Consider the following 18,033-nt stretch of genomic DNA (forward strand, 5'->3'; position numbering starts at 1 on the left):
CAGAAACAAGTATAGATCCCACCTATAGATACTATGATAACTACAGGAATGTAATGCAAACCGGTAAATCGTTCGATAATTACCTGAGCGTTTCCGGAGGCAACGATGTGGCTACGTTCTATACTTCGGTTACCAATACAAAACAGACGGGTGTAATTCCTTCCAGTTCGTGGAACCGTACTTCCGCGAAACTATCAGGTACATTGAACTTCAAGAATAAATTTACCGTGTCTGGCTCGTTCACCTATTCCAATTCCGGTGGCGATCGAGTACCGGGCGATCGTTTTGGAGAGACACTGATGTACTATCCAACCTCCAGCGATGCTACAGACTATATTAAGCCAGACGGCACCCAGAAATATATAGGGCTGTCGGATAATCCTCTATATGCCGCCAAGTACTGGACGTATGAGGATGATGTTGATCGCATTATTGGTAATTTGTCGTTCTCCTATAAACCGGTATCGTGGCTGAGCCTGAACTATAGGGCCGGTTCTGATTTTTATTCGGATTTCCGCGAAGAGATATTGCCGGGGCCGAAGGGTATAGAAGGCGAAACTCCGCTGAGTACCACAGGCTATATCGAACATACGCGTATTCTTAATCGCGTGCTCAACTCTAACTTCTTTGCAGAAATAAACAGGCAACTGGTGCCCGATCTGAAAGCTACGTTGCGTGTAGGGCAGGAGTTGTTTCAGGAAGACAAGAATAAACTCATCAACACCGGTAATAATTTTGTTATACCGGAATATTATCAGTTCAACAACGTAACCGAAATACTCACGGAACAGGAGAAGCGCCAGCGCAGACTTATCGGTGTATATGGCGACCTGATGCTGAACTATAAGGATTATCTATACCTGAATGTAACCGGCCGTAATGACTGGACTTCTACGTTGCCCAAGGGAAATAATTCATTCTTTTATCCTTCGGTAAATCTGAGTTTTGTATTTAACGATGCGTTGTCGTTACCGCGTGCTATATCTTTTGGAAAGATACGCGGTTCGTATGGCCAGGTGGGTAAAGATACTGATCCTTACCTCACGTCTACAACCTATGCCAAGACAGAAGGCTTTCCGCTGAACGGACAAGTTGGTTTTACGCGCAACCAGATTAAAGGCAGCGAGAACCTGAAGCCCGAGCGCACTACCAACATGGAGATAGGAGCAGAGATGAAATTTCTGGAGAACCGTGTAGGCTTTGAGGTAACCCTATATAAAGCAAACAGCCGCGACCAGATATTTCGTGTGCCGGTATCTAATGCTACAGGCTACACGCGCTTTGTAGCCAATGCAGGTGAGATTGAGAATCGAGGTATAGAGTTAACCTTAAAAGGAGCACCGGTGCGTGCTGCAGATTTTTCGTGGGATGTTACATTGAACTTTACGAAGAACAGAAATCGCGTAGTAGATCTGGCAGAAGGATTTGAAGGCGGCTTCCCTATAGGAACACAGTTTGGTTATTCGGGCAGCACCGTTACCATGTCGCTTACCGAAGGAGCAGCGTATGGTAATTTATACGGCACCAGTTTTCAACGTTACTATGGAACAGCCGGAACACCGGAAAGACTAGCTTACCTGGATCGTGACAAACCTCTGCTTATTGGCGCAGATGGTTTTCCCGTCAGGAATACATCTCAACTTGTTGTAGGAAATGCACAACCGAAATGGCTTGCCGGTTTGCGGAATGATTTCCGGTATAAAGGATTTAGCCTGGCGGTAATCATTGATGTTCGCTGGGGAATCGATCAGTATAATCAGTATAGTAATTTTCTCACCGCCTTTGGTAAAGAAGCTTTTACCGCCAATCGTAATGATGTAGTGGTGTTTGATGGTTATTTATCCGATGGTACAAAGAATACAAAACCCGTATGGCTGGGGCAAGGTATAGGTCCGGATGGTGTAAACTATGGCGATGGATTTTACAGGAATACATTACGAAGATTGTCTGAACCATTCGTGCAGGACGCATCGTTCGTAAAGCTGCGCAGTGCCAGTTTCTCCTATAGTCTGCCGCCTGCTATACTTTCCAAAACTCCGTTTCAGGCGGCTACACTTTCTGCCAGTGTCAATAATATTATACTGTGGACTCCCTGGAATGGTTATGATCCTGAATCCTTCAGCGGTGGCGCAGGTACAAACGTGACTGGTTTCTCCGGACTGGATTATCCGGGCGTTGCCACTACGGTATTTTCATTAAACCTCACACTTTAATGCCATGGATATGAAAAGATATACTCACTATATATATACTCTGCTGGCGACAATAGGTCTGGTTAGTTGCAGTGATTACCTCGATATTAACGATAATCCCAACGAACCCACAACGGTACCCCTGAGTGCATTGATGGCTACTACATCTTTTAACACAGGCGATAATATACAGGCGATTGGTAATGTAACCTCTTATTATGTGCAGTACCTGGCGTCACCAAATCCTTCCGGAGCCACCGATATACAAGAGCCGGTTGCGTATGATGATGCATGGTTTAAACTATACCATACACTTGGCGACATCAGTGATATGGAGAAGCAGGCTATAGAGCTTGGTGCTTCGCAGTATGCCGGGGCCGCCAAATTGTTAAAAGCGATCCACATGCAGTTAGTGGTGGATGAATGGGGTGATGCTCCCTATACGGAAGCACTCTTCGCACAAACAACAACACCTGCGTATGATAATGATCAGGATCTATACTCCACTATACTTCAACTGATCGATGAGGGTATAGCAGAGTTGAAGAAGGACGAATCTACCTATGTACTGGACGCGCAGGATTTTATTTATAGCGAGAAGGGCGATGCGCAGGTAGATGCATGGATAAAGATGGGATATGCCCTGAAGGCACGCACGCTGCTGCATACCAGTAAAACACCCGGCTATGATCCTAACGATGTGCTCGATGCGTTGGCGCAAGGCTTTACGGACAATGCCGACAATGCCGATATAGTATATTTTGATACCGAGTTTAATCCGTGGGCATCCGTAGCGCGCAACCAGGAATCGTTGATACTGGACGGATGGATATCCGAGCAGCTTGTAGAGGCGATGGATGGCACCAGCTTTGGAGTAGTCGATCCACGGATGGGTTATATGTTTGGTGACACAGATGATGGTACGTTTGTCGGTGTTCCCAATGGAGCGGGTCGTGGCGGAGCAGATGTGAGTGGCGAGCGTTCTGTATTGGAGCGCGGAACATATTATGCGAGCGATGTATCGCCTATACTCATCATTACCTTTGCCGAACAGAAATTTATCGAAGCCGAAGCTGCATTCGATGCGAACGATATACCACGTGCCTACCAGGCATATCTCGATGGTATACAGGCGCACATGGATATGATTGGCGTAGCATCTACCGATCGCGACAACTATATAAATGACGCAGCAGTAAGTGTAGGCAGTGGCGCACTGACGCTCGACCTGATCATGAAGGAGAAATATATAGCGATGTTCCTTCAGCCCGAAGCATGGAACGATGCGCGCAGGTATAATTTTCAGTATAAAGACATGACGATCCCTGCGAATCTTAATCCGGACCTCAGTGGAAAATTTGCCAGACGCCTGGTATACCCGGATTCTGAAAAAGGACGCAACGTGGTAAACGTTCCTTCGGTAACACAACTGGATCGGGTGTGGTGGGATGTACAGTAAACCTAAAATGTAAAAACAATGATTCGCTATAGAAAGAATATAACCTGGATCGTGCTGGTATATATGCTACTGGCCGCCTGCGATGATAATGTAATTGTGCCTGCGTATGAATGGAAAGGAACCACTACGGCAACCGTGGCAAGCCTTACCCCCTCCAAGACAAAGCCTGTGCAAACTGAATCCATCTCGCTGAAGCTGGAGTTTGTAAACCAGGCATCAGACGCGGTAAAGTCTATTCTGCTGAAAGCGAAAGTTGGCAGTGCAGACTATACCGAGCTGCAGACTTTTACAGAAACAGCTTCTTCGGAAGACAACGTGGTAACACACGAGGTGCCCTATGTTGTATCTGCAGTAAAAGGAACAGTGATCACGTTCGATATGGTAATTACGTCTCAAAAGGAATTTCCACAGGTAAAAAGAACTACCGTTACGGTTAATTAGGTCGTTAGCGTTAATTTGGTTTGGTAAGGTTGTCTGGCGGGAGTTTTCCTGCCAGACTTTTTTATTTTCGTAGTAAATTGATTTACTTATACTGGTAGTATAGTAAATTTCGTTGTTGCAGCAGGTCTTGCAACAGAACTAATTTATACGGAAAAAATGTTGGTAAGGCGTATAGTATACCAGAAGGAAACTATACAGAATACGAAGCCAAAATTAACGATATACTTATGAAATGGTCTGACGTTTTACAGTATGCCACCAAAGGCAACCTCGCTCCCGACAGACGAGTAGAAAAGACAAACGAAGAATGGAAAAAGGAACTTACTCCGGAAGAGTTTCGCATTACGCGGCTGAAGGGTACAGAGTTCGCATTTTCCGGTGAATACTGTGAAGCACACGACCCCGGCCTGTATGCGTGCCGTTGCTGCGGCACATCGCTGTTCGACTCGCGCGAAAAATTTGAATCAGGCACCGGCTGGCCAAGCTTTACTGAACCGGTAAAAGATAACGTGATAAAATATGAAGGAGATCGCAGTCATGGCATGCACCGCATTGAAGTAATGTGCAATGTATGCGATTGTCACCTGGGCCATGTGTTCCCGGACGGACCTCCGCCAACCGGTTTACGTTTCTGCATAAACTCTGCTTCGATCAAATTGGTCGGAGACTGATTGGAAGATTCTATATAGTATGAAAGCATCAGGCATAGATCATTCGCCTGATGCTTTTGTCTTTTTTATCCTTCATATAATTTATAGGCCGGCCTTGTATTTCTTTTTCACCCTGTAAATGTATGCCGCTGGTGTCTGCATGGATTATGTATATTTAAGCATCCTTAAATTCAAGACGCCATGAAACAGATAGCGATCATTACGTTTATACTTACCTTGTTTACACTCAGTTCGTTTATGCCACAGCAGAAAAAGAAAGTTATATTCTTCGGTGATTCCATTACCGAAGCAGGTGTTAAACCCGGAGGCTATATTACCAGAATAACAGAGCTCGCCACCAAAGAAGGCAGTGCTGCTAAGTATGATTTTGTTGGTGCAGGTATAGGTGGCAACAAAGTATACGATCTATACCTACGCCTGGAAGATGATGTACTGAGCAAGACTCCGGATGTTGTAGTGATCTATATCGGGGTGAATGATGTATGGCATAAGCGTTCGTACGGCACAGGTACAGATGCCAACAAGTTTGAAGGTTTCTATAATGCACTAATCAAAAAAATACAGGCACAAGGTGCTAAAATTATTTTGTGTACCCCGGCAGTGATAGGCGAGCGCACCGACTTCAGCAATGAACTGGATGGTGATCTGAATCTTTACAGCAACATGATCAGGAACATCGCCAGGAAGAATAATCTTCCTTTGGTAGATCTGCGTGCAGCATTCCTCGACTATAACAAACAGTATAACAAAGAGAACAAAGAATCCGGTATACTCACCAGCGACCGTGTACACCTGAACGACAAAGGAAACCAGTTTGTAGCCGATGAAATGTGGAAAGCATTGAAGCAGCTATAGGAAATTAGATAGTATAATATTAAGTATATATAGGCCACGGAGAGATGCTCTTCGTGGCTTTTTTGTTTCCCACGGATTTTACAGAATTAAACAGATTTTAAATGCAGAGACCGAAAGTCGGAAAGATGGGAAGCAGTAGCTCGGGCGGTTAACGGACAACGAGCAATTGAATATCGAACAAGGAATATCGATCAACGAATAATGGAGTACAATGCCGCCTTTAACGGAAAACTAATAATGGATAACGATTAGCGATTCACACCTTAAGAACCAGGAAAGCTTGACAGCTCAAGCGTATGAATAACGACTTATTTAAGACAAAATGTCTTTATTTTAAAGCGATTTTTCTCCTGTTTCGGTCATTGTGACTTGAAAAATGCTTCGGTACATTTTTTACAGATAGGCTCATCAAAGATTAAAAACACTAAAAATTTAAAATTATGAGTATTGTTCGTTATAACTCCGCGCTGAATGACTTCGTACCGACTTCTTTCAGCAACCTCATCGATCGATTCTTTAATGAATCTGTAAGTCGTGCCGGTGGTTCTGCCTACAGCTTCGTTCCTCGTGTAGACATTGTAGAAGGTGAAAAAGCTTTCGAGATACACGTGGCTGTTCCGGGTGTGAACAAAGAAGATTTCAAACTCGATGTGAATGACAACCTGCTTACGATAAGCGGTGAACGCAAATTCACAAATGAGAAAAAAGAAAACAATTTCCGCTCTATCGAAACACAGTACGGTACTTTCAGCCGTTCGTTCTCATTGCCTGAAAATGTTGACCTCAACAACATCAGCGCAAAATATACCAATGGTATATTAGAGATCACTGTACCGAAAGACGAGAAGAAAGTATTGAAAGCAACCATCAAGGTCAACTAAGTTTTAGAAGGGTTAGGTTTAAGTTAGGTTAGGTGGTAAGACTCCCGGGAAACCGGGAGTCTTTTTTTGTAGCAACCACTTCGTGATTTCTATTGGGTATTTATACTTCAACATTCGTTATTCGATGTTCCTTGTTCGATATTCAATTGCTCGTTATATGTTATCCGTTGGTAATTATCCGTTAATCGTCAGCGCTACTTCCGGACTTTCCGTCTTTCCAACTTCCGTTCTGTATTAACGTGTAACAATTAACGCTTCACGCCTTACAATTAACGCCCGCTAAACACACCAATAGAAAACTTCACATCTTCTTCTCCCGGAACACCAAAACCCGGAAAGAAAACGTTAACTTTCTGTATCCTCAACTTTTCTATGGGCGATGGCTGTTGAACTTAAAACTGTGGGGTTATGAAGAGATCAATTCTGGTGCTTATTGTAATTTTCTCCGCATGTGCCGGAGGTATAATTGGGTCTATATTTACGATCCGCTTTCTCGATTTTTCCAATGCCTCCTATAAATCCATTGAAGGAAGGCAGCAGCTTGTGCTGGCGGGATATTCTTCCGATACAGCCTATCGTGTTCCCAAAGAACTTAACTTTCTCGCTACAGCCAAGCGCGTAACATCGGCTGTGGTGCATATTCAAACATCGTATGGCCCGGGCGACTTCAGTATAAATCCGCTGCAGCAACGCTTTGATGCTCCGGTGCGATCATCCGGATCGGGCGTTATCATTTCCGATGATGGATATATAGTTACAAACTACCATGTGATAGAAGATGCCAACAGCATTGAGATCGTTATGAATAACAACCAGCGCTTCTATGCAAAACTGGTTGGCTCTGATCCGACTACTGATCTGGCACTGCTCAAGATCAGAAGCCACGACCTGCCTTTTATCCGCTATGGCGACTCCGACAGAATTACTCCGGGCGAGTGGGTGCTGGCAGTAGGTAATCCGTTCGATCTCAACTCAACCGTAACGGCTGGTATAGTGAGTGCCAAAGCCCGTAACATTGGTATACTTCGCGACAGAAGTAACCTGCAGGTAGAGTCGTTTATACAAACCGATGCAGCCGTAAATCCGGGAAATAGCGGAGGTGCATTGGTAAACCTGCATGGCGAACTGATAGGTATAAATACAGCGATCGCCACATCGTCCGGAAGTTACCAGGGATATAGCTTTGCTATACCGGTAAGTTTGGTGAAGAAAGTGATGGACGATCTGCTGGAGTTTGGCCAGGTGCAACGCGGCTTGCTGGGTATAGTGATCACCGATGTAAATGCCAATGTAGCAGAAGACTTTAACCTCAAGGTAAATCAGGGCGTACTGGTAAATCGGGTAAATGAAGGAAGCGCAGCCGAGCAAAGCGGTATACTTACAGGCGATGTGATCATCGGTATAGATGGTCATGCCGTTAACTCTGTTTCGGAACTGCAGGAGTGGGTGGCCCGCAATCGCCCGGGGAAAGAAATCAAAGTATCCTATATCCGTAAAGGCGAAAGTAAAGATGTGACGGCACGTCTGAAGAATAACAACGGAAGCCTGGAGACAATCAGGAAAGAAGTACGCTACGAACTTACGGGCATGACGCTCGAAGATGTTCCCTATAAAGAGCTTAACACGATGCAGCTGGAAGGAGGAGTGCGTGTTAAAAAGATCTCAGCCGGCAAGTGGAAAGAAGCAGGCCTGCGCGATAACTTTATCATTGCTTTTATTGACAAAGTGCCGGTGGATAATGTAGAGGATCTTAACCGTATTCTTGACTTTAAAAAAGGCGGCATACTCATCGAAGGATTTTATCCCAATGGTGAAAAAGGAACGTATGGTATGGAGTGGTGATCCACCGATGTAAGTCATTTATCAATTAGTTTTTTAGCTTTGTGCGCTCACGCATGAACCTGAACGATGCCTTAAGCACTGGTTACAGCAACAGATATAGTTGTGCTCAGGCTCTTTCGGCTTTCAGCAAATAACACTACGATCAGATGAAGAACTTCGGTATAAAAGAAGCCCTGGATACGCTGGGTATAAAGAAAAATAATCCGGGAACTTCCACCGGGAAGAAATGGTATAAAACGACCGGTGCTGCGATAGAATCGTATTCACCGGCTGATGGAAAACTTATTGGTGCCGTATATGCCACCGATGAAAAAACCTATCACCAGGTGGTAGAGAAAGCGCAGAGCGCCTTTAAAGAGTGGCGCAAGTGGCCTGCACCCAAGCGTGGTGAAGTAGTTCGCCAGATTGGTGAAGCCCTTCGGAAGTATAAAGAGCCGCTGGGGAAACTCGTATCGTACGAGATGGGTAAATCATACCAAGAAGGACTTGGCGAAGTGCAGGAGATGATAGACATCTGCGACTTTGCTGTAGGTTTATCACGCCAGTTGCATGGACTCACCATGCACTCCGAGCGTCCTAATCACCGCATGTATGAGCAGTGGCATCCTATAGGGGTTATCGGAATTATATCGGCCTTTAACTTTCCCGTTGCCGTATGGTCGTGGAATTCCATGATCGCGTGGGTATGCGGTAATACCTGTATCTGGAAGCCATCGGAAAAAACACCGTTGTGCAGTATAGCATGCCAGCAAATTGTGCAGGAAGTATTCGAGAAGAATGAAGTGCCGGAAGGCGTGTCAACCCTGATAAACGGAAACTATACTATTGGGCAATTGCTGGCAAGCGATGAGCATGTTCCGCTGGTATCGGCTACAGGTTCAACGCGTATGGGCAAAGCAGTATCGGCAGCGGTAAGCCAACGGTTGGGCCGTGCGCTGCTGGAGCTTGGTGGTAACAATGCGATCATTGTTACAGAGAATGCCAATATGGATATAGCCGTTCGCGGGGCGTTGTTTGGAGCAGTGGGTACTGCAGGCCAGCGATGCACCACAACGCGGAGGCTAATCGTTCACGACAGTATATATAACGAACTGAAAGAGCGCTTATCAAAAGCATACGCACAACTCAACATCGGCAATCCGCTTGATAGCAACAACCATGTTGGTCCGCTCATCGATAAGCAGGCCGTAAAGCTATACGAAGATGCCTTGAAGAAAGTAAAGAAAGAAGGCGGCAAGTTTGTAATAGAAGGAGGCGTGCTCTCCGGTAAAGGATATGAATCCGGCTGCTATGTAAAGCCTGCTGTTGCTGAAGTAAAAAATGAATTTGATATTGTGCAGCAGGAAACCTTCGCACCCATTCTGTACCTGATCCGGTATAAAACATTGGACGAAGCGATCGACATACAAAATGGAGTAAAGCAGGGACTTTCATCTGCGATCATGACATCGAGCATGCATGACATGGAGCGCTTCCTGTCGCACGAGGGTTCCGATTGTGGTATTGCCAATGTAAACATTGGGACTTCCGGTGCGGAAATTGGTGGTGCATTCGGGGGAGAAAAGGAAACAGGCGGAGGCAGAGAGTCAGGTTCAGACGCATGGAAAGTGTATATGCGCAGACAAACCAATACCATTAACTTCGGCAATACCCTGCCGCTGGCCCAGGGAATCAAATTTGATATTTAGAGGCTTTTGCAAATCAGTATCAATACCTTATTTTTATAGAGCATTAAAAATACCTATGGCAGGAAAAAAATATCGCACCGTCATGCTCATTGACGATAATGAGATCGACAACCTCATCAATCAGAAAATGATCGAGGCGGCTTCAGTCACCGAAAATATTTATACACATACAGGCGCGAAAAGTGCTATCGAATTTTTGAAGAACATGGAGAAGCTCGATGTAGCAGACCAGGTTCTACCCGATGTGATCTTTCTGGATATCGACATGCCTCTGATGGATGGTTTTCAATTTCTGGATGAGTTTGAAAAACTTTCCAATACAGCCAAGAAGAAATGCAAGATTGTGATGCTCACATCGTCTATCAATCCGCAAGACTTTAACCGCTCGAAGAAATACGATAACGTAAAGCTTTATCTCAACAAGCCGCTCTCGCACGAGAGCATTGTAAAGTTAGAGGTATAGATCAGAGTATATATATTCCACCAAAAAATTAGTCCCGCTCCGGAATTCCAGAGCGGGACTTTTTTTGTCGTTATCTGTTAAACGTTAATCGTTATCTGCTATCTGTTAATCGACTAATAACTTGTAACGATTAACGAACTACAGTTCCGTGAGCAGGTTCACAAAACGATCGTCCAGCTTTACCAGTTTGGTGGGAGCGAAGTACGAAACGTTCAGCGAGTTGAGTCGTGGAATAACTGCGTTGATCTTTTTCGCCTTCTCTTTCTTTGCTTCGCTGGTAGAGATCTTCAGTATCTTCAGAAAGAGCTGGATGTTTTCGCAGCTGTCTTTTCCGAAGAGACGTATCTGTCGCTGTATACTGTTCGACAACTGGTTGAACAATTCTACATCGCGGAGCAAAGTATATTGCAATGCCAGCAATGATTTAATTTCCAGTTGTGCATATGGATATTTCTTGAGACTCACATCGTTCAGCAAACCATTGATGAGTCGTGCAGATTCTTCAAATTTACCTATGTAGTAAGACGATAGCGCACGGTATACGGTATACACAATGTGCTTCGGTATATCCATCGTATCCACCTCGTAGTCTATAAATATACTTTCGTTCTCGGCATAGAGTTCTGCCTCCGTATTGGTGCGCAGGTGGCGATCAAGTTTGGAGAGCAGGAATTGCGCAGGGAAAGTAAAGGTCGAGTAGTTCACCATCAGGTTGGCGCAGGCATCGTTTACTTCTTCGTAATACTTTTCTGCCTGGCGATATACTTTATAGTGATTGTAATACTCCAGCTTCAGGAACTCGAACACCAGGTTGATGTGATAGTAGATCGAGTCGAGATGATAACTCTCGAATATCTTCTGTACTTTGTCAAATATATCTTCGATCGATTCACCTTCCTGGTTCATGTTATCATCCACTTCCACAAACAATCGGTGGAAGATGTACATGCAGCTCTGGTAAACGTATAGCCTGTGCGACTCGTATAGCTTGGCAACGTTCTGCATCTCTTTCATCAAAAGACCGAGGCCGAGCTTTTCCACTTCGCCACCATTCAGCATATAGTCGCCATACTTCTTGAAGTAATCAGCGAGCAGATCTTCAGCCTTGTCAACTGCCAGCATATACGCCACGTGGCGGTTATATAACTGCGAGTATTGGAAGTAGTCGGGCGAGTTGATATTCAGTTTCTTGAGCGACTTGTAAATGATCGTCAACTCATTGGCAAGATCATAGTCGAGCAGTTCTTTCTCCAGTTTTTTAAGCGTGGCAACAGAAATGGCTTTCTTCTTGGTGAAGAGCACTTCAGTAATGTTGGCCACTTTGCGCAGTACATCTGTACGCGGGCTCTCCAACTGTCCCATCAGATACTCTTCAATCTTGAGGTTAAGGCGCGAGCGTAGTGTATAATACGCATTTGCATTTACCTCCAGCTCAGACATGATCTTATTGTCTGAAAGTTGTCGTTCGCGAAGCGACTTCAGCAGGTATGCAGACTTCTCTGCGTTACTCTCTATAAGCGAGTCGTAAATTGCTTTGAAGTCCTTCTCTGATAATTGCTTGATAATGTTCTTGAGCTTAGCCATGCCGGAAAGTTAACATCCTGAAAATTTACAAAATTTATTACATCATACAATATTGGCAAGCTTTGTCAGGAATAAATCTTGCTATGAAGTTTTGTAGTTTTACCCGAAGTCGTAGCACATCACCACATTGATCAGGAAACCCCTCATACTCTTTGCAGTTATGCTGCTGGCAGGAAGCCTGCGTGCTCAATTCTCAACCGAGCGAAGTGCCATCAGCAATCTTTCGAAACAGAGATGGGAGCGCGTGTATGAGCCGTTACGAAAAGTATTGAAGAAAGACAGCATTAATGCTACCGCACGCTATGTGATGGCGCGCTACTTTTTTACCGCTGGTAATCCCGCGTTTCAGGTAGACTCCGCACACCAATATATTACAGACGCTTTACACAATTATACTCTTTCGCCACTCAAAGAGCGTGAAAAAATGAAGCGTTTTCCGCTAGACAGTATAATAATCATACGTCTGTCCGAACGCATAGACAGTGCTGCATTCAGTCGCGCACAAAAGATCAACACCGAAGAAGCCTATATTTTCTTCCTCAAAAGTTTCTCCACTGCGATGCAACAAGGGCAAGCTGTTGCGCTTCGCGATGAAGCCGCATTCCATGCTGCACGTAAAGAGAATACATACCAGGCGTTCGATTTTTTTATAGGTAAATATCCGCAGGCACAACAGGTAACAGAAGCTAAAGCGTTGTATGAAAAGTTGTTGTATGAAGATAAGACACACGACAAGCGACTGCAATCCTATAAAACATTTTTGCAAATGTATCCTCAAACGCCTCATCGCGCGGAGGTGGAGCGAAATATTTTTGAAATAGCAACGGCCTCGGGAACACTGCAGAGTTTTGCAGACTATGTAGAGCAATATCCACAGAGCACCTATGCCAATAAGGCCCGCGCTATAGTATATCACCTGCTCCCGGAAGAACAACAGGCGCGACCCCTACCCGCTACGTTGCAAAGCGATTCCATCAACCATGTTTACCAGTTAGAACGTCTTTACCTCGTACCATTCCTGCATAAAAATGCCTTTGGTTTTATGGATGCAGAAGGACGCGAAGTAATTGCAGCAGAATCTGAAGACCTCGACCCGATATACCGTTGTGGTAATATCGATGAAGATGTACTGGTATTGCCGGGCAAAGTGGTAAGTCGCGATGGTAGCCTGGTATATAAGGGAGAAGTAAAATCAGTCGATGATCTGGGTGCTGGTTTTTTATTGATAGAAAATGAGCGATGCACCAAGGTAATTCACAAAACAGGTTTCAATCCGGGCGATCCTTGTGTAGATGATGCCACCGTGCTTAGCGGAAAACTACTCGCTATCAAGAAAGATAACCATTGGTCTGTGCGCACCTTTACCGGGCGACAACTGCTTGGTTTTGATTGGGATGAGATCACCGTAACAGGCGATGTAGTGATACTAAGGCGCGATCGTAAATACTGGCTGGTTACAACGGATGCCATATCCGCCACGGCAGACCAGGTGCCGCTGAAACTAAAAGATGCCTTTGAAGAAGTAAAGCCGTGGCCCAACGGCAGAGTATGGGCACGTGCCGGAAAGTTTGAAGGCGTATTCGATCAGCACTTACAGGTGTATATACCATTCAGGGAACAGAACCTATATTCTACCTTTTTTGGAGGAGTGGCACGTACCACATCACAGTGGTCGATGTTCAATTACAACGGAGAAGTATCCGGTATATATGATACCGTGGTAGTGAACAAACCCTGGGTTGCTGCACGATCAGTAGCCGGCTGGCGTCTGGCCGAACCGTTGTATCATCCATCCATCGCTTCACTATACGACTCCGTTATTTTTGCCGGAACGCTGGCCATCGGCATGCGAAACGACAGCATGCTGGTATTTCGTGAGAATCAAACACATCCACTATTAAAAGTAAAAGGCCCGGCCCGCATCGAATTTATACCAGGTCAGGATTCATCCTCGTTTTTTCTGTTGGAACAGGGCGATAAAAAAATATTATTCAACCACAAAGGGCAGAAGTTATTTCTGTTAGCGTTCGACCGCATTCAGTATGCCGGAAAAAATATTTTTATCGTAACCAAAAAAGATAAGAAAGGCCTTGTTACGACCGATGGAAAACCACTGTTGCCTGTGGAATATGATGCTATCGGCAGCCTGAGTGAAGGAACTGTTTCATTACTAAAAGCCAGGAAGTTTGGATTGTTTGACGTAGTGCAGAAGAAACTGGTAAAGCCCGAGTATAGCAAGAACCTTTCTGCGTATACCCCTACCGTGTTAGTTGCTATGAAAGGCGGGCTGTTCGGTTTTATTGGTTGGGATAATAAACCCATTAGCGCATTTGAGTTTTCGGATATAAAGCCGTGGAGCGATTCGCTGGTGTGGGGAAAGAAAGGAACTTCGTGGATCTTGTATAATCTGAAGACACGCAAAGTGGCACTCGATAATATCAAGAGCATTCACCTGATAACGGATAAACCCGAAGAGAAACTCGCCATCATTCAGCAGGATGATGACTATGGTGTGATACACAACAAACGTGGCATTGTTATTCCCCTGAACTTCACCGACATTGTTAATGTAGGCTCTGCCGACCGGCCCATGTACTTTACAGAAAAACATGTGGAGGAAGCTTCCATCTTCGTAGTGATCTACTACAACAGCGAAGGCAAATTGCTACGCAAGGAAGTGTATGAACACGATGACTACGAGCGTATCTATTGCTCGGAGCCGTAGCCTTCCGCAGTGATTGTCATGTTGTATTCGTAATTTTGCCGTTGGTTATATTTCCCTGTTCCATAACCGGAAAAAACAATACACTTGGCCATGAAACGAATCTATATATTCCTGATGGGATGCCTGCCCGTGTTTGTGCAGGCGCAGGTGACTACGCAGCGTACGTATTGTAATCCCATGGATATCAATTACCGGTATAACTATGAACAACTGAACGACAGTATCTCGTATCGTTCAGGGGCCGACCCGGTAATTGTCAATCACAAAGGCGAGTACTATTTATTTGTAACCATCTCCGGAGGTTACTGGCATTCCAAAGACCTGGTTCATTGGAACTATATTGTTCCCGACAAGTGGCCGATGGAAGATATGTGTGCACCGGCTGCTATATCCGTAAGAGATACACTCTATCTTTTTCAATCCACCTTTGAACAGCGCCCTATACTTTTTACCACCACACCGGAAAATGGCAAGCTATATTTCTATAACCGCTGGTTGCCGCGCTTGCCGAAGGATGTAGGACCGTGGGATCCTGCCTTGTTCTACGATGAAGAACTGAATAAATGGTATATGTATTGGGGCTCTTCCAATGTATACCCGATCTATGGGAGCGAACTCGATAAGCATCTGCACCTGAAATATAAAGGCGACTATAAAGAGATGCTATACCTGCATCCGGATGAACATGGATGGGAACGCTTTGGCCGTGATCATCGCTCGAACATTACGCCTTTTATGGAAGGCGCCTGGATGACGAAGCACAATGGTAAATATTACCTGCAATATGGAGCACCCGGCACCGAGTATAATGTATACGCCAATGGCACGTATGTAGGCGATCATCCACTGGGGCCTTTCACGTATGCACCATATAACCCTGTATCGTATAAGCCGGGAGGTTTTGTTACCGGTGCCGGTCATGGCAATACCTTTCAGGATAACTATGGCAATTACTGGAACACCGGCACACCGTGGGTGGCTGTGAACTGGAACTTCGAAAGAAGAATCGCGATGTTCCCAACAGGTTTTGATAAAGACGGGCAGATGTATGCCAACACACGCTTTGGTGATTTACCGCACAATCTGCCGACTAAAAAATGGCAGAGTAAAGATGAACTCTTCACCGGGTGGATGTTGCTGTCGTACAAAAAAGCAACCACGGCATCGTCAGTAAAAGATACTTTTGCTGTAGCGAACATCGTGGATGAAAACCCGAGAACATTTTGGGTAGCCCAACAAAATAAACCGGGCGAATGGGTAATGGTCGATCTGCAACGCGACCAGGAAGTACGTGCAGTACAGGTAAATTATACCGACTATAAATCGAATATATACGATGGCTTTGATCCTAAGATATATACCCAGTTTCGCCTGTTTGCATCACGCGATGGCAAGCGCTGGGAGAAAATAGCCGACCTCACCAACGAGAAGCGCGATCGCCCCAATGCCTATATCGAGTTGGAGAAGCCCGTGCAGGCAAGGTATATCCGCTATGAGCATATATATGTAGCATCGCCCAACCTTGCTATCAGCGATATTCGTGTATTCGGTAATGGTGGAGGCAAAGCTCCCAGAACTCCAGCCAAATTCACTGCCGTACGCGACACTGATGAACGAAATGCCTTTATAAAATGGCAGAAAGTACCTGGTGCCGTAGGCTATAATATACTGTGGGGCATTGCCAAAGATAAACTATACCAGACATACCAGGTCTTTACCGATCAACCCGAATCACTGGAGATACGGGCGTTATCGAAAGGTGTGAGTTATTACTTTGCTATAGAAGCGTTTAATGAAAGTGGTGTTTCAGTGGCGAGCGAGGCTTTGTTTGTGAAATGAAGTTATTCGTTAACGGTTAATCGTTAACTGTTATCCGTTAATAGTTAATAGTTAATCGTTAATCGTTAATCGTTAATCGTTAATCGTAGGTGCGCAGTAAGGTGTTTCCACTTTACTTACCAGGAAGAGGAAAATATACTCTTGATTAGAAACGAAAGTATATGCTCGAAAGAAAGATTACTTCCTTTCCATGTGTGCCAGTTGGGAACAACTGACACCACTACAAAAAATATCCGTTAATCAATACCCTCAGCACGGATAACGATTAACGGATAACTTTTAACTGTTAACGACTAACGCTCTTCCCTCAAGCAGTGGCTACTTAACAGTCACCACGCCCGAAGCAGTAGCTGCCTTCGCAGCTTCTGCCGGCAACTTCCAGTTCTGATCGAAGTAGCCGTCAGTTACAACGGTAGCGGTACTGTTCTTAAAGAGTATAAAATCTTTGAATTGATTCAATGCCATCAGGGCAGGCGGTAAGAATGGTAAACCTCCCGGTTGTGCACCGGCCCACCAGGGTAAGCCTGAGTTAACAACAATATAGTGATTGTTCATCGGAAGTATATAGAACAATCCATAATCATTCGCAGCAGAGGCATTCAGTTGAATCGGAAGTTTGTCGCTATATTGATTGATGAGCGAGTTGGTTTCTTTTGTTCCGAACAAAACAAGATTGGCACTTTCAAGATCGCTGGGTCTTACTTCGCGATCTGCCACAATGCGCGGAAATACCATGATGCGTCCGAGGAAAGCATTTCTATAGATTGACCAGCTTGCAGCTTGTGTTGCTATATCCATGCGCAATTTCAATTCTGCTTCAGAAGGATTGCCGGCAGTACCGTACACATAGACGTGCCGTTGTGAGAAGCCTGCAGCAATCGGTCCCTCTGCTCCTGGTTTCTTTACAAAAGTTGCCGGTTCAAATTTACCGGGTGCCCATTTCCCTTGTTGTTCTATAAATGAAAGTGTTTCTGCTGTAGCAGTAAGTTTTACTTTTTTTCCATTGATCGTAACCTGCAGCGGTTTTGATGCATCGAATTTCGGATGACCTGCCAGGTGCAAAGTAAATGCACCAAGATTGGTGGTGACTATATCTAATTGATTAGATGCTGCAAATTTGGCATCGATAGTAGCGAGTGTTCCGGGATTGATCAGGTCAAAATGTACCCAGTATGCCTGGCTATATTTATAGCTTCGTGAGTTGAACAACACACGATCCGGAAATTTATTCCGCTTGAATGAACGGAACCAATCGAACGCAGCTTCATCGCGGTATGCATTTTCCCAGCTATTGTGATTCACACCCGGATACTCGGTATAGGAAACATTTACTCCCAGCTCTTTTAACTTCTTTGTCCAGTCGCGCGATACAGTTACAGGCACCGCGCCATCC

Annotated in this window: 12 protein-coding genes and 1 pseudogene; 11 read left to right on the forward strand and 2 right to left on the reverse strand. The window is 44.9% G+C overall.

Features of this window, described 5'->3' with window-relative positions; genetic code table 11:
- From VIN08_RS24245 to VIN08_RS24285, 9 genes are all read left to right on the forward strand, one after another.
- The coding region (locus tag VIN08_RS24245) for a TonB-dependent receptor domain-containing protein (RefSeq protein WP_331971032.1) at positions 1–2,213 on the forward strand (2,213 nt) is incomplete at its 5' end.
- Between the two features lie 10 nt (positions 2,214–2,223).
- Complete coding sequence (locus tag VIN08_RS24250; RefSeq protein WP_331971034.1) at positions 2,224–3,651, forward strand: SusD/RagB family nutrient-binding outer membrane lipoprotein; 1,428 nt, start codon at positions 2,224–2,226, stop codon at positions 3,649–3,651.
- Positions 3,652–3,669: 18 nt separating this feature from the next.
- Complete coding sequence (locus VIN08_RS24255; protein ID WP_331971036.1) at positions 3,670–4,092, forward strand: hypothetical protein; 423 nt, start codon at positions 3,670–3,672, stop codon at positions 4,090–4,092.
- A 227-nt stretch (positions 4,093–4,319) separates the two neighbouring features.
- Positions 4,320–4,763, forward strand: a complete 444-nt coding sequence (gene msrB, locus VIN08_RS24260) for a peptide-methionine (R)-S-oxide reductase MsrB (protein WP_331971038.1) — start codon at positions 4,320–4,322, stop codon at positions 4,761–4,763.
- Between the two features lie 180 nt (positions 4,764–4,943).
- Positions 4,944–5,618 carry an SGNH/GDSL hydrolase family protein gene (locus tag VIN08_RS24265; RefSeq protein WP_331971040.1) on the forward strand — a complete coding sequence of 225 codons (675 nt, stop codon included), beginning with the start codon at positions 4,944–4,946 and terminating at the stop codon, positions 5,616–5,618.
- A 440-nt stretch (positions 5,619–6,058) separates the two neighbouring features.
- Positions 6,059–6,499 (forward strand): Hsp20/alpha crystallin family protein, encoded by a 441-nt coding sequence (locus VIN08_RS24270; RefSeq protein ID WP_331971042.1) that lies wholly within the window; start codon positions 6,059–6,061, stop codon positions 6,497–6,499.
- A gap of 408 nt (positions 6,500–6,907) precedes the next feature.
- Positions 6,908–8,341, forward strand: coding sequence for a trypsin-like peptidase domain-containing protein (locus tag VIN08_RS24275; RefSeq protein ID WP_331971044.1), 1,434 nt, complete (start codon positions 6,908–6,910; stop codon positions 8,339–8,341).
- A gap of 146 nt (positions 8,342–8,487) precedes the next feature.
- A complete protein-coding gene (locus tag VIN08_RS24280; protein WP_331971046.1) occupies positions 8,488–10,029 on the forward strand; it encodes an aldehyde dehydrogenase family protein in 1,542 nt (513 codons plus the stop codon).
- A gap of 55 nt (positions 10,030–10,084) precedes the next feature.
- A complete protein-coding gene (locus tag VIN08_RS24285) occupies positions 10,085–10,492 on the forward strand; it encodes a response regulator (RefSeq protein WP_079690394.1) in 408 nt (135 codons plus the stop codon).
- A 138-nt stretch (positions 10,493–10,630) separates the two neighbouring features.
- On the opposite strand, the gene VIN08_RS24290 is transcribed toward VIN08_RS24285, so the two are convergent.
- The gene (locus VIN08_RS24290) at positions 10,631–12,076 is read right to left on the reverse strand and encodes a hypothetical protein (protein WP_331971053.1); all 1,446 of its coding nucleotides are present in this window, start codon (positions 12,074–12,076) and stop codon (positions 10,631–10,633) included.
- Between the two features lie 127 nt (positions 12,077–12,203).
- Between VIN08_RS24290 and VIN08_RS24295 the strand changes: the two genes are divergently transcribed.
- Together VIN08_RS24295 and VIN08_RS24300 are read left to right on the forward strand one after the other, a co-directional pair.
- A complete protein-coding gene (locus VIN08_RS24295) occupies positions 12,204–14,801 on the forward strand; it encodes a tetratricopeptide repeat protein (RefSeq protein WP_331971055.1) in 2,598 nt (865 codons plus the stop codon).
- Between the two features lie 90 nt (positions 14,802–14,891).
- A complete protein-coding gene (locus VIN08_RS24300; RefSeq protein WP_331971058.1) occupies positions 14,892–16,640 on the forward strand; it encodes a family 43 glycosylhydrolase in 1,749 nt (582 codons plus the stop codon).
- A 318-nt stretch (positions 16,641–16,958) separates the two neighbouring features.
- Here the strand turns inward: VIN08_RS24300 and VIN08_RS24305 are convergent.
- A pseudogene (locus VIN08_RS24305) lies at positions 16,959–18,033 on the reverse strand (phospholipase); the annotation flags it as partial.

This window comes from Ohtaekwangia sp., from assembly GCF_036568665.1.
Taxonomy (GTDB): domain Bacteria; phylum Bacteroidota; class Bacteroidia; order Cytophagales; family Cyclobacteriaceae; genus Ohtaekwangia.

What these genes read in the sequence shown, in the direction of transcription:
- VIN08_RS24250 (WP_331971034.1), top strand. Translation starts at nt 2,224, where the DNA reads ATGAAAAGATATACTCACTATATATATACTCTGCTGGCGACAATAGGT.
- VIN08_RS24255 (WP_331971036.1), top strand. Translation starts at nt 3,670, where the DNA reads ATGATTCGCTATAGAAAGAATATAACCTGGATCGTGCTGGTATATATG.
- msrB (WP_331971038.1), top strand. Translation starts at nt 4,320, where the DNA reads ATGAAATGGTCTGACGTTTTACAGTATGCCACCAAAGGCAACCTCGCT.
- VIN08_RS24265 (WP_331971040.1), top strand. Translation starts at nt 4,944, where the DNA reads ATGAAACAGATAGCGATCATTACGTTTATACTTACCTTGTTTACACTC.
- VIN08_RS24270 (WP_331971042.1), top strand. Translation starts at nt 6,059, where the DNA reads ATGAGTATTGTTCGTTATAACTCCGCGCTGAATGACTTCGTACCGACT.
- VIN08_RS24275 (WP_331971044.1), top strand. Translation starts at nt 6,908, where the DNA reads ATGAAGAGATCAATTCTGGTGCTTATTGTAATTTTCTCCGCATGTGCC.
- VIN08_RS24280 (WP_331971046.1), top strand. Translation starts at nt 8,488, where the DNA reads ATGAAGAACTTCGGTATAAAAGAAGCCCTGGATACGCTGGGTATAAAG.
- VIN08_RS24285 (WP_079690394.1), top strand. Translation starts at nt 10,085, where the DNA reads ATGGCAGGAAAAAAATATCGCACCGTCATGCTCATTGACGATAATGAG.
- VIN08_RS24290 (WP_331971053.1), bottom strand. Translation starts at nt 12,076, where the DNA reads ATGGCTAAGCTCAAGAACATTATCAAGCAATTATCAGAGAAGGACTTC.
- VIN08_RS24300 (WP_331971058.1), top strand. Translation starts at nt 14,892, where the DNA reads ATGAAACGAATCTATATATTCCTGATGGGATGCCTGCCCGTGTTTGTG.